The following is a 13,990-nucleotide window of genomic DNA, read 5'->3' on the forward strand; positions in this document are numbered from 1 at the left end:
AAGATACCGTTTTCTTCATTATAACAAAAACCACAGCCAATTCATGTAACCAAATATATATTTCCTCCATTTTATGCTATGATAGTATCAAAGGAGAATACCATGTCACAAAAAATTATCAACGTCGTTGCTGCTGCTATTTTGAAAAATGGGAAATACTTTTGTGCACAGCGTCCAGAAGGGAAATCACTTGCTGGCTTTTGGGAGTTTCCAGGTGGGAAATTAGAGGAAGGAGAATCTCCTCAGGAAGCACTTGTCCGTGAAATCAAAGAAGAATTCAATGCTGATATTGAAGTGTTGAACTACGTTAACGAAACCTCTTATGACTATGACTTCGGAACTGTTGTTATGAAAACTTTTGAGGCAAAACTCTTATCTGAACAGCTAACTTTATTAGAACACCAAGACTCCAAATGGTTAGAACCTAGCCAGCTCCACACTCTTAATTGGGCACCTGTTGATCGTCCTGCTGTTGACTTATTAAGCAAAAAATGAGATTCGAAAGAACCTCATTTTTTTGTAATATAGTCATATAAATCCTGTTTTACAGCAGTCTCCAATTTTAGCTGCATCCTTACAACCTTTTTATTCGATTCCGACTCAACATCATTTTGAGCAGTTCCTTCAATATATTTCACTTCTCCCATGAAATAGTGTTCTGATCCTTCGTCTTTACTTTTATTAATAAAAAGATAAAGTTTCATACCAGTACTTGCCGAATTGATAATATCTTTAACTTGTTTTGAGTTCAGATCTGTATCCTTTCGAGTCATCCAGTTAAATATTTTTTCATTCATGAAGAAGTCTTTATAGGGAATTTCCTCATCTTTTTCCTTGTGATAACCTACAAATATTGGACACATATTATACTTTACTGCATATCCATAGATAGTAGAGTTCTCATCTTTTTCCCAATTGAATAATTTACACATTTCTTTTCGGGTATATTTTTCACCAATTATAAGCTCTCCCGTTGTACCCTGAGACTTATAAATTCCTACTTTAATGACATCAATACATAAATCATAAAAAAGTTTTCTTTTAAGAAGTTTCGAAAATAATCTGTTTAAGAAATAAACATCATTTTCATCATCAATCAGGGGGACATTTCCATATTTATCTCTATCGTTTTTCACAAAAAAACGATAAATTTAATATTCTTTCCATACTCCTCATAGTATGAAAATCATTGCTTATACCTTTTTTAGCTAATAGTTCTTTATAAGCTGATTTAGTTATTTTGCCATAGTTAACTAAATACTCCAACAACAATACTTCTTGAGGTCGCTTACTTCCTAGCAACTCTGTAGTCAGAAAAGTTAAATACCCTCTTTCTTCTCTAGTTAAATCAATCACTGAATCAGAGAATTTATTTAGAACATCCGCATAATTCTTATTCTTAAAAGAACTATTTTTAAAGAAAGTCAGCGGATCAATGCTATTATAAGTCACAAAATCTTTCAGAAACGGTTGACGGCCTAATTTATTCTGCAAGTCCACATAGCTATCTCGTAAAATTTTCATGCTAGATAGACTGGTGTTAGTAATAGACTCAAAAATTTGTTTACGCGCGACTTCTTCGAAGTTGATGGTCGTCAAACCACTGATCAAATTCGCTTCACGAACTTCACGACGGTAATTATCCTTGTTCATGGACTGGTCGCCAAATAAAGCTACTGGAATCAAATAATTATTGCGATAATTCCCAATAAAATCAATAATCGTCACATACTCTTTTGACTTATGCTTACGTAGACCACGCCCCAGTTGTTGCACAAAAATAATGCTTGATTCCGTATTTCGAAGCATGACCACTTGATTAACACTTGGAATATCAATTCCTTCATTAAAAATATCAACTGTGAGTAGATAATCTAGTTCACCCTTTTCAAGTTCTTGCACTGCCTTTTCACGGACTGCTTGACTATCATCACCTGTCAAGGCTTGTGTACGAAAACCTTTTTGATTTAAGAGAATAGACAATTCTCTTGCTTCCTTCTTACTGGAACAGAACATCAAGCCACGCACAGACTCACCACTATGCCCATAGTAATTGATTTTTTCGAGAATATGATTGACGCGTTCTTTGGAAACAAGATTTGAAAAATCTTCATTTTCACTAATGAGTTCACCGTCCACCCGAATATCGGTCACACCAAAATAGTGGAACGGACAAAGTAAATCCGCATCCATGGCATCTTGCAGACGAATTTCATAGGCGATATTGTAATCAAATAATTCATAAATATTTTGCCCATCTGTCCGCTCAGGTGTCGCCGTCATTCCCAAAAGGAAGTCTGGAGTAAAGTAATTCATCACCTTCTTATAAGACTCTGCACCAGCCTTATGGACTTCGTCAATCAAAATGTAATTGAAAAAATCGGGCGCAAAGCGCTGTAAATGCTCATCACGTGATAAGGTCTGAATGGTCGCAAAAATGTACTTCTTACCAGTAATATCAACACCTGACTTATAAAGGCAAGCCTCATCATCAGAAAAACCAAGCACGCGTTGGAAACTTTCCAAAGACTTACTCAAAATCTGCTCACGGTGCACAATAAAGAGCACGCGTTCCGGATTGACCTGACGAACATCAAGAGCTGACAAATAGGTTTTCCCTGTACCAGTCGCAGAAATCACAAGAGCTTTCTGAGCGCCATTATCACGCACTTGCTGTAAACCAACCAACGCTTCTTTTTGCATTTTATTTGGCTCAATCTTGCCGACTTGATAGTCTGCTTTTGTTTCTTCTTCGAAAGTTGTTACCTGAATAACCGACTTCCGTTTTTTCTTGTAAGATTCAATAATCTCAGCTGTCAATGGTCTAGATAATTCCCAAACTCGGTCAAATTCTTGTTTGGTCTGATAAAGCAAGTCTCCATTATCCGTCGAATTGAGCTTGATATTCCACTCATAATTTTGTTTCAAAGCTGTCGCTGTTAAATTCGATGACCCAGCAATCAAGACTTGCTTGCTTTCCTGCTCAAACAAATAATATTTGGAATGCAACTGCATGGATTCCTGAGAAATCCGAGCCTCCACATTGGGCAATTTTAACAAGTCATACATAGCCAACGGATCATTGAAATCCAGATAAGGTGAAATCAAAATTTTCCCCTGAACACCACGCGCCGCCAAATCAGCCAGCTGCGCCTTAATCATGGAAATCCCAGACTGGGTCACAAAAGCCACCGAGAAATAAAAGGCCGTACTCTTGAGCAATTCCTCCTGCAAATCCGTCAGAACAAAACGCTTTTCCTCAGCATTATTAAGGGCGCATAAGTCACGTCCCGAAACCTCACCCGGTCAATAAAACCAAACTGCATCGACTCCAACAACTGAGCCTCAAAAGCTGATCCCATAATAAATAGTCCTATCTAGTTGATAGAACTATTATCTAATATATTAGGAGGGATGTAAAGGGGGATAATTTTTTATAATAATAGTTTGATTAACAATCACGCATTTTTCTTATCTCGCTAAAAATGTCTTTTTTAAATTTTCCAAGAGGAATATTTTTAATATCTTCAGTAAATACAGCATTACCATGGATCAAATAATCTATCTCATCATCAGCTAACATTTGATTAAAATTTTCATAAGCAGTCTCATCTCTTTTATTAACTGCATTTTTAAATATCTCTTGTAGTTCCTTTCGGTAAGTGTATGAATATTTCACTTCCCTATCAAGCATATCTTTGATATCTATTTGATGAATTTGGTAACCAGCATTCAATTTAATTATCTCTGTATCTGCTAAACGCTTTGAACCACCATCGATTGTAATTTCCATATCAGTCAAGGATTTAAGTAAATAGTCAAATTTCACTTCATTTTCATCCACATTCTCCTGAATCCAGGGATTAATCCAAAATTCTTTGTTTCCCTTATTAAGATTGCAAATACTACAACAAGGAACAAAGTTGTACAAAGATATAGCAAACATAGGATATGTATCCTTACTATAAAAGTGATCCATTTGTGAACCTAATTTATCATCACGATTGTTAATAAAATTCCGATTACAGTAAGGACAAACTGTGACTCCTAGTGCATTTGTTAAAAGGATATTCAATTTTTGTCCTTTATTACTCTTTTGCATAATATTGCCAGTAGTATAAACAGATTTGAGACGCTGGATATTTCTATATTCCATTTTCTTCGTAGAAATTTCCTTATTTCCTACACGCTTTTTAATAATTTCAGCAATACTTTTAATATCATTCGCTGGCATTAGTATAAGTTGCTTAAAATTGTCTTCAGAATTAACACTTTGAAAAAAGTTAGAAAAACTATCCTTTCCAATAATATCTTTGATACGCCTCATCAAATCAACAATGTTACCATCTAGTTTTATATACTGTGTTTTAGCTTTATTATAGTAAAGTTCTTTTACAGAATCACTATATACATGTCTATCAAAATAAATCATTTCGTTTTCTCACGTTCTTGCAAAATTTTTCGTAATTCATCAGTCGATAATTCTGATACCATCTTACTACTTAAATCCACATTAGGAGCAGATACGTGAGAAAAATTAATTCGTTGGAACATTATTTTTAGTTTCTTTGAAATAACCTTCTCACCAATGGAATTAATTATCTTTTCAAGATATTTTTTAAACTCTAAATCTGATAACTCTCCCAATTTCAACCCTTCTGAAAACTTACTCTTTATTTGTCCTAAGTCAACATATTCTTGATTTAATTCATAGATAGCCTTGATTGTTGCATTTATTACTTTTGTCGCGTACTCGCCTTTTGTACTTTCTAAAAAAAATGAATCCATAAAAAGTTGATGGATATTTTGTCCAAAAGTAGTTTTATGATGGGTATCGGCATATTCAATTATCTTGTTCCCAGTTTCTTTATCTTTTTTCAACATAATAACATTTTCAGAATAAATATCTGATAACATGATTGGCGAATGAGTGGTCATAATAATTTGTACAGATTTTTCATTAAAATTTTCTATAATTCTAGGTAAAATATCACTAATCCATTTCCTTTGCCATTCAGGGTGTAATCCAATATCTACCTCATCCAATAAGAGTAGCATTTCTTGATTACCTATATTTTCAACAATGGAAAACATGCGCCCGAACAGATTTAACAAAGAGTGTTCTCCTGAGCTCAAACCTTCCCATCTAAATTTTATAAATGATACCAACTCATTTATCTTTGTAAACTTTACTTGATTTTGCTCAATTGTAAAATCACTTTGTAAAATTGATATAATTTTATGAAATTTTGATAACTTTTCTTCATCCCCTAATTTAAATAAAGCATTAGTTTCATCAGAGAAATAATGAATTAAATACTTTAGATTGTCCATTGATTTTATTGATGATTTCTCATTCAATTTCTCTAGAATATCCTCTTGGTCTTGATCACAAGAATTATAAGCATTGTAATAATTTATAAACCAGATATAAGATTTATTATAACTAATTAAATCAAGAAAATGTGATTCAAAATTTTTAAACATACCAGTGGGTAGCTTATCCAAGATATCCACTAGTACAACATCTGTAGATTCTATATCAAAGAATTTGTTTCTATCTTTTTTTTCAAGTAATTCTTTCCTATTTTTTAATTCTATTAATTTCCATAATGTATCACAATAATATTCCAAATAGATACTCTTAATTGAAATTAAATCTTTATCAAACAATTCCTCAAATTTTTTTATATCTTCTAAAGGAATGATTTTTAAAAGTTCCTCGCGAATATCATCCAAAAATGCTTCTTTTTCCAAAATAATATCATCAGATTTTATTTCTAAACTTCCTTGAAAATAGTTACTTGCACTACTTAGAAATTCACTTTTAATCGCCTCTATGTATTCATATCTTTTTTCAATAGGAACTTCACCCCAGGCCTGCATCAATTCAACAGCATAATTATCACTTTCAAATTCAGTAAAGATTCCTTCAGTAACAGTTTCTAGAAATCCTTTTTCTAAATTAACTCCTTCATCCTTCCAGTAACTATTCTCTGTAAATCTTTTTATTTCAAATACTAGCTCATCCGATTCCCTTTTAAAAGTCTCAATAAGCTCTACCGCAACATCCAGAACTAAATGATTGAAATTCTCTATATTAAAAACTTTCATAGCTTCTTTTAAAGTTTTTGGTAAAAAATCAAACTTCCCTTGAATACTGTTATCCGTGACAATTTGTCGAAACTTTTTAAACGAGTCCTCTATATTTTCATTATCTAAATCTTTACAACAAAATATATGAACTAAATAACCTTTTAGCATACGATTAATAGAATCAAAAATATTATTCTTATCCAAAATAAATTGTCTCAAATCTATAGAATCTATATCCTCTCTCTCAATATCTCTCATATATTTTTCGTGTGATATATTATATTTTTCCTCTAGAAATGATATGTATTGAGAATCATTTTGAAGTAATGCCCCATATTTATCTATCAAAAATTGTTCATAGTCTTTAATTAAAAATACACCGTCATCTTCTAAATAGAACTCCTCATCATATTTAGAAAAATAATAATCACTGTATTCTGAAATATTATCATCTGTATCATAAAACTCCATAATAGCTTCGATTTGGTCATCTTCATCTTCAAACTTTGTTCTAATATAATCAATATAGTTAAGAAATTCTCTATTATTCTGACGATTAAGTTCAAGTTGAGTAACAATTCTTTTATCTTTTACTTTGAATATGAAGTTATTGATACTAGATAGCTCACGATTTCTAAAAAGAAAATCAATTTGATTAGCCATATCTTTTTGATTCGATTCTAAAATATTTTGATTCGATAATTTATATGTAGTTGTTAAATCAAATTGTGTCTTGCTATACTGAGTATAAGATTCAATAGCATTAGAAAATCTAATAGACCTAATAGGTTTTTCTTCTTTAGAAAAAAACTGTCGTCCTCCATCATTACTTTTATTTAACCATAAATATCTATTATTTTTATTGTAACAAGAATATTTTTTATATCGATTTTCAAAGTCATATGTCTCATAAATAAAATAAAATTCTTTATTTAATTGAAATATATTATTAATTAAGTTAGTCTTACCAACACCATTTTCTCCTACAATAACAGTAAGATTACTAATCCCTTTCGTATATGGAATATGTATATATTCCTTGATTTCTGTAATTCCAAATACCCCATTTTGAGGTTGTGTGACTATTACATCTGGTAAAAAGTTAATGACTTCATACTCTCCATTATTTTCTTCAATCATTGCTACCAATCGTAGCCGTCTATCTTTAGTCTCCACTTTTCTCACCTTAATCATATGATATTTAGTTGCACTGCATCTCTTGCATGACAATTATACCACAAAACCCAGCCTTTCTAGGCTGGGCGTCTATTTATAACTACCTTATTTCCCCAACTTCTCCATTTCCTTAATCCGCTCAACTGTCGCATCAAATTTAGTTTGGTAGTCGGTTTGTTTGGCTTTTTCTTTTTCGACGATTTCTGGTTTGGCTTTTTGGACGAAGCGTTCATTGCTGAGTTTTTTACCGACCATATCGAGTTCTTTTTGCCATTTAGCGAGTTCTTTGTTGAGGCGTTCTAGCTCTTCTTCCACGTTGAGGAGGTCTGCTAGTGGGAGGAAGATTTCAGCACCTGTGATAACGGCTGACATGGCTAATTCTGGATTAGCGATACTTGATGAAATTTCAAGCGTCTCTGGGTTTGTGAAGCGTTTGATGTAGTTGACATTGCTGTTAAAGAAGGCTTCCAAGTCGCTGTCGCTTGTTTTGACCAGGATAGTGATTGGTTTGCTTGGGGCAACGTTCACTTCTGCACGCGCATTTCGCACGGTACGAATCAGGTCTTTCAAGCTTTCCACGCCTTTGTGCGCAGCTTCATTTTCAAAGGCAACATCAACCGTTGGGTAGTCCGCAGTCACGATAGAGCCTTCCGCGTATTGGCCAAAGATTTCTTCCGTTACGAACGGCATGATTGGGTGGAGGAGACGAAGAATCTTATCCAGCGTGTAGAGGAGGACAGAGCGCGTGATGACCTTCTCGTCTTCGTTGTCGCTGTAAAGGACTTCCTTGGTCAATTCCACGTACCAGTTGGCGAACTCTTCCCAGATGAAGTTGTAGAGGATGTGACCAGCTACACCGAACTCAAACTTGTCAAAGTTCTCTGTCACCTTGCCAATTGTCTCATTGAGGTTGTGGAGGATCCATTTATCCGTCACGTTGCCAGCTTCACCGCTCGCCACTTTCGCCACATTTGCGGTCGCATCTGCCAGCGTCAAGCCCTCATTATTCATGAGGATATAGCGCGAAATGTTCCAGATTTTGTTGATGAAGTTCCATGAAGCATCCATTTTTTCGTATGAGAAACGGACATCCTGTCCTGGGGCAGAGCCGTTAGACAAGAACCATCGAAGACTATCTGTACCGTATTTCTCAATAACATCCATTGGGTCAATCCCATTACCAAGCGATTTGGACATCTTGCGCCCTTCTTCGTCACGGATAAGTCCGTGAATCAGAGCATTCTTAAATGGGCTCTTGCCTGTAAATTCAATTCCTTGGAAAATCATACGAGACACCCAGAATGGAATAATATCATAACCTGTTACCAATGTTGAGTTTGGATAATAACGCTGGAAGTCTTCTGACTCCGAATCAGGCCAGCCCATAGTTGAGAATGGCCAAAGGGCAGAGCTGAACCAGGTATCAAGGACATCCTCATCTTGCTTCCAACCATCACCCTCTGGCGCCTCTTCACCAACATAAATTTCACCTGATTCATTGTACCACGCAGGGATTTGGTGTCCCCACCAAAGTTGGCGAGAGATTACCCAGTCATGCACATTTTCCATCCATTGGAGATAAGCATCATTGAAACGTGGTGGGTAAAAGTCAACCTTATCGTCTGTGTCTTGGTTGGCAATGGCATTTTTCGCCAATTGATCCATCTTAACGAACCACTGTGTAGACAAGCGAGGTTCAACCACAACACCAGTACGTTCTGAGTGACCAACTGAGTGAACACGTTTTTCGATTTCAACAAGGGCACCGATTTCTTCCAATTTTGCTACGACTGCTTTACGCGCTTCAAAGCGATCCATACCGGCAAATTCACCAGCTAATTCGTTCATGGTACCGTCAGCATTCATCACGTTAACCTGTGGCAAGTCATGACGTTGGCCGACCTCAAAGTCGTTAGGGTCATGGGCAGGTGTGATTTTAACAACCCCTGTTCCGAATTCTGGGTCCGCATGCTCGTCGGCAACGATTGGGATGAGCTTATTCACGATTGGCAGAACCACGTTTTGACCAATCAAGTCCTTGTAACGAGGATCTTCTGGGTTTACGGCAACTGCAACGTCTCCAAACATGGTTTCTGGTCGCGTTGTTGCCACTTGAAGAGCGCGCGAGCCATCTTCCAACATATAATTCATGTGGTAGAAGGCACCCTCAACGTCCTTGTGGATAACTTCGATGTCTGAAAGGGCTGTACGGGCTGCTGGGTCCCAGTTGATGATGAACTCACCGCGGTAAATCCAGCCTTTTTTGTAGAGGTCCACAAAGACCTTGCGCACGGCTTTTGAAAGGCCTTCGTCAAGGGTGAAACGCTCGCGTGAGTAATCGACAGAAAGCCCCATCTTGCCCCACTGCTCCTTGATAGTTGTCGCATACTCATCTTTCCACTCCCAAACCTTGTCTAGGAATTTTTCACGGCCGAGGTCATAGCGAGTGATGCCTTGCTCACGAAGGCGCTCCTCAACCTTAGCCTGTGTTGCGATACCCGCGTGGTCCATACCAGGCAACCAAAGGGTGTCAAAGCCCTGCATGCGTTTTTGGCGGATAATGATATCCTGAAGGGTCGTGTCCCAAGCGTGGCCAAGGTGCAACTTACCAGTAACGTTTGGCGGTGGAATCACGATGGAATAAGGCTTTGCCTTCTTGTCGCCTGACGGCTTGAAAACATCTTGGTCTAACCAAGTTTGATAACGCCCAGCCTCAACCTCGGCTGGATTGTATTTTGGTGAAAGTTCTTTTGACATATGATGTCCTTCCTAATTTTCTTGTATTTCTTTTATTTTTTGTAAAATAAGCTGCGCTGTTTCCTGAGGAGAAAGCTCCGTATTATTGACTTTAACATAACGTTTCAGACTTTCTGGCGCTTTTTCTGGATTAAAGTTAGCAAAAGTCGCTGTCTCTAAAATATCTTTTTCAGACCACTCTATATGGCGCTTTATAGGTTTATGATAGAGACGATTTTCTGTTTTATTACGTTTTAAACGTTCTTGCAAATCCGTTTCTAACTCGACAAATAAAACTTCTCTATCCCACTGCTGAAAAATCGATTGGATTTCTTCTAAAAAGGCAATATCATCAGAATCATTGAAATCAATAACAACTGTAAAAATCATCTGCTGATTTGTTTTAGCAAAGATTTTGAAAAATTCCATTCGAATCGTATTGATTAGTTCTCTAGCCTCAGTTGACATCGGTATAAATTTTGTGACAAAATCAATGGATTCATGATTATGGAAAAGGACTAAATCAGATTGTTTTTCAAGTTCTTGCCCAATTGTCATTTTTCCAGACGCTTGAGCTCCGATTAAGATTATATTCATACTACTCTCCTATCACTCCTTCAGCTTCGCTACTAGCTTGTCAAAATCCGACACAATTTTCTGGGTACGGTTAAATTTTTCATATTCTTGACTAGCTTTTTCTTCTGCCTGCTTCTTAGAAATTGTTCCCTTACCCTCCAGAATCTCGTATTCGTTGAAAGAGAGGAAGCGGTCAATGCTATCTGCTAAAGCTTGCATAGTAAAGGTGTTTCGACGCTCAATCAAACCTTCAATATAATCAAAATAAGAGGTAACCGTTCGCTCTAGTTGACGGATTTCATTTTCCTGCAAGTAATTTTTAGCAATAAGCACATCTGATTTTAGAACGCGACCATTCGGCGCATTCTTCCATGTGGTCAGTCCCATTTGCTCCTTATCAGCATCCGCCTTATGGTAGATTATCTCAGCAGCAGTATTACCTGTTATGGCAAAATGGAATTTATTTTGCACCATCGCATAGAAACGCTTGGTAATCTCAGAATTGCTATCATAATCAATCGCACATTCTGCAAAAATATCAGTCACCTGCTGGTAAATACGGCGCTCACTTGCACGGATGGAACGAATCCGCTCCAAAAGTTCACGGAAGTAGTCTTTACCAAAGACGGTTTGTCCTTGCTTCAAACGATTATCATCTAAAACAAAACCTTTAATGATAAATTCCTTCAAGGTATTAGTTGCCCAAATCCGAAATTGGGTCGCCTTAGTCGAATTAACACGGTAGCCAACTGAGATGATAGCATCAAGATTATAATACTCCAATTCACGTTGAACCGCTCGATTGCCCTCCTGGCGAACTGTTCGGAATTTCCGAACAGTTGCAGTTTTATCCAACTCACCATCTTTGAAGATATTAGACAGATGTTCACTAACCGTTGATTTGGAGACTCCAAACAGCTCTGCAATTCCTTTTTGAGTTAGCCAGAGGTTTTCATTCTGTAAGAGAATATCTAGCTGAACATCACCGTTTGGGGTTGTGTATAAAATAAAATTAGAAATCTCATTCATAACATCACCTCTCCCCTTCCCACTCGGCATAGAACTGGTCGAGGTAATCTTGCATGAACTGGTGGCGTTGTTCAGCTAGGCGTTTTCCTGTCTCGGTATTCATCAGGTCTTTGAGTTTGAGGAGTTTTTCGTAGAAGTGCATGATGGCGGTGTCTTCGCCCTTGCGGTAGTCTTCTAGGGTAAGGTTGTCACGCGCTTGTTTATTGGGGTCATGGATGAGTCTGCCTTTATTTCCTGAGTAGGCCATGGTTCTGGCAATGCCGATAGCTCCGATGGCATCTAGCCTATCTGCGTCTTGAACCACTTGCCCTTCTAGCGACAGCACCGCTTGATTGTGCCCACCCTTGTAAGAAATACCTTGGGTAATGGCTAGAATTTCTGCTTTCAGCTCACTTGGGAGCAACTGGCTATCAAGGAAAGCGGTCAGTCTGGCTAATCCTTCTGCTTCGCTAGCATTTAATTTCTCATCTGCCACATCGTGGAGAAGCGCAGCCATTTCACAGATAAAAGGATCCGCACCATCTGCTTTGGCAATGGTCAATGTGGTCTTGGTCACACGGACAATATGCCACCAGTCATGACCACTGGCTTCACCGTCAGAAAGATTTTTGACAAACTGACGAGTATTTTCTAAGATGAGGTTTCTATCCATGACTGGCCTCCCATTCCTCTCTCAGCAATCCAAAAATCAGCTTATCTTGATAGTGTCCATCAATCTTTTTCCGCTTACGAAGTCTAGCTTCCAATTGAAAACCTAGTTTTTCAGCCACGCGCTGACTTTGAGGATTGTGATCATAGACCGCAATTTCAATTTTTCGAAGACTGAGCTCTTGAAATCCAAAATCAACTAAAGCTGCCACCGCCTCTGGCATCAAGCCTTGTCCCCATAAATCTGGATGCAAGACATAGCCAATCTCCAGAATATCTGGTTCGACTTCTTTCGCAAAATTCACCGTCCCCATCAGCCTGTCCTGATCTTTCAGACAAATCGCATAAATACGTTGTCGAACAGCCTCACCCCTTTTATCCAAGTCCATCTGGATAAACTGTTTGCACTCTTCAACAGATTGATTCACTGGAAAACCAGCTAGACTTGCAACCTCTGGACGATGTCCATAGTCATACATAGCTTCCGCATCAGCTAAACGAATGGGGCGTAAACACAAACGTTCTGTTAGCAATTCTTTAAATTCTTTCATTGAACACTCCTATCATGAAGAGATATAGAAAAAGCCCCATCTAGCACATGCTAGACAGGGACGAAGTTCGTTTACGATTTCCGCGGTACCACCCAGATTCGGACTCAGGGTCCGCAACTCATACTATTTCATTATTAGCATCAGCAACCAGTTTTGACATTTGTGCGGATTTCTCAGCAACACCGCTTTCTGTGACAAATGGGGTTCAAAACACCTCTGAATGGTAATATTTTAACAGAAAAGATAACTTTATTCAACTGATTTATGCTTTAAGTGAGACATCAATTTGTTAATTTTTTGACTGCCAACGTTTACCAATTGTGCTAAAAACGAAAATTTCAATTAAACTCAATAACGCTATCACATCTTTATCGATTGGCAGTGATTTCAAATTTATAAAATTCCCAGTGTTTATAATTTTCCGCGTATTCGAGAATGATATCGGAATTGCCTTGTTCCGTTTTACGAATTTGTAAAATAGTCGGCTCAAATTCTTTTAGTGACAGAATTTGCGTGATATCCTCTGGCGTTGAAAAGGTCACTTCATGCGTTTCAGTATAGGGTTCTGAAGACATGTGAATATCAAAATCTAATTTAAACCGCTGGTGAATCGATTGATAGTGCTCTTTTGAAGCGCTTGGCGTGAGAATAAAGCGTTCTGGAATATAAGAAATCTGATAGATGTAAGGGCGATTTCCTGCACTTCTTAAACGGTCAATTCGGTAATAACAATCGTTATCAGTTAGTTTTAGTTCTTTCAAATATTTAGGATCATTCCCTTTTTCAACTGAGAGAATTTTAACATGATCATCCTTAAGAGAGAAACGTTCGATATCTGAGAATTCAACACGTTTTCCTTTGCGTGAGCGAGAAACAAAAGTCCCTTTTCCTTGCTTACGAACAAGGTAACCATCTTTTACCAATTCATTAAGCGCTCGAATAACGGTGATTGAACTGACATCATAAAGATGAACCAGCTCATTTTCAGTGTAAAACTTATCACCATTGTCAAACTTGCCAGTGATAAGTTGATTTTTTAAGTCATTTTGAATCCGTTGGTACTTAGGAATTTTCATAACATCGCCCTTTCTGTTAACATTATCATTAAGAATTAAGAAATCTGATTTAGTTATTATACTAAATTTTGGCTGAAAATGTAATCAAAAAAAGCTAAAATT

9 protein-coding genes and 1 pseudogene are annotated in these 13,990 nt (G+C 37.1%); 1 reads left to right on the plus strand and 9 read right to left on the minus strand.

Annotation, left to right across the window (positions count from 1 at the left end):
- Positions 1 to 102: 102 nt before the first annotated feature.
- Positions 103 to 495, plus strand: coding sequence for a (deoxy)nucleoside triphosphate pyrophosphohydrolase (locus tag AB6M99_RS07685; protein ID WP_121836419.1), 393 nt, complete (start codon positions 103 to 105; stop codon positions 493 to 495).
- Between the two features lie 14 nt (positions 496 to 509).
- Here the strand turns inward: AB6M99_RS07685 and AB6M99_RS07690 are convergent.
- The 9 genes and pseudogenes from AB6M99_RS07690 to AB6M99_RS07730 all read right to left on the minus strand — a co-directional run bounded on the left by AB6M99_RS07690 (position 510) and on the right by AB6M99_RS07730 (position 13,888).
- Positions 510 to 3,362, minus strand: a pseudogene (locus AB6M99_RS07690) (DEAD/DEAH box helicase).
- Positions 3,363 to 3,451: 89 nt separating this feature from the next.
- Positions 3,452 to 4,432: a hypothetical protein gene (locus AB6M99_RS07695; RefSeq protein ID WP_121836418.1), complete on the minus strand. Its 981-nt coding sequence runs from the start codon at positions 4,430 to 4,432 to the stop codon at positions 3,452 to 3,454.
- Positions 4,429 to 7,272 (minus strand): AAA family ATPase, encoded by a 2,844-nt coding sequence (locus AB6M99_RS07700; RefSeq protein ID WP_369351227.1) that lies wholly within the window; start codon positions 7,270 to 7,272, stop codon positions 4,429 to 4,431. The genes AB6M99_RS07695 and AB6M99_RS07700 overlap by 4 nt, the downstream gene beginning before the upstream one ends.
- Before the next feature lie 105 nt (positions 7,273 to 7,377).
- Positions 7,378 to 10,029, minus strand: coding sequence for a valine--tRNA ligase (locus AB6M99_RS07705; protein ID WP_121836416.1), 2,652 nt, complete (start codon positions 10,027 to 10,029; stop codon positions 7,378 to 7,380).
- A 12-nt stretch (positions 10,030 to 10,041) separates the two neighbouring features.
- On the minus strand, positions 10,042 to 10,605 hold the full coding sequence (locus AB6M99_RS07710; RefSeq protein WP_121836415.1) for a shikimate kinase: 564 nt from the start codon (positions 10,603 to 10,605) through the stop codon (positions 10,042 to 10,044).
- Between the two features lie 12 nt (positions 10,606 to 10,617).
- A complete protein-coding gene (gene rhuM / locus AB6M99_RS07715; protein ID WP_121836414.1) occupies positions 10,618 to 11,613 on the minus strand; it encodes a RhuM family protein in 996 nt (331 codons plus the stop codon).
- Positions 11,614 to 11,617: 4 nt separating this feature from the next.
- A complete protein-coding gene (locus AB6M99_RS07720) occupies positions 11,618 to 12,265 on the minus strand; it encodes an HD domain-containing protein (RefSeq protein WP_121836413.1) in 648 nt (215 codons plus the stop codon).
- Positions 12,258 to 12,812: a GNAT family N-acetyltransferase gene (locus tag AB6M99_RS07725; protein WP_121836412.1), complete on the minus strand. Its 555-nt coding sequence runs from the start codon at positions 12,810 to 12,812 to the stop codon at positions 12,258 to 12,260. The genes AB6M99_RS07720 and AB6M99_RS07725 overlap by 8 nt, the downstream gene beginning before the upstream one ends.
- A 368-nt stretch (positions 12,813 to 13,180) precedes the next feature.
- The gene (locus AB6M99_RS07730) at positions 13,181 to 13,888 is read right to left on the minus strand and encodes a GntR family transcriptional regulator (protein WP_121836411.1); all 708 of its coding nucleotides are present in this window, start codon (positions 13,886 to 13,888) and stop codon (positions 13,181 to 13,183) included.
- Positions 13,889 to 13,990: the final 102 nt, after the last annotated feature.

Origin of the sequence: Streptococcus hillyeri, from assembly GCF_041081565.1 — a bacterium.
Lineage (GTDB): Bacteria > Bacillota > Bacilli > Lactobacillales > Streptococcaceae > Streptococcus > Streptococcus hillyeri.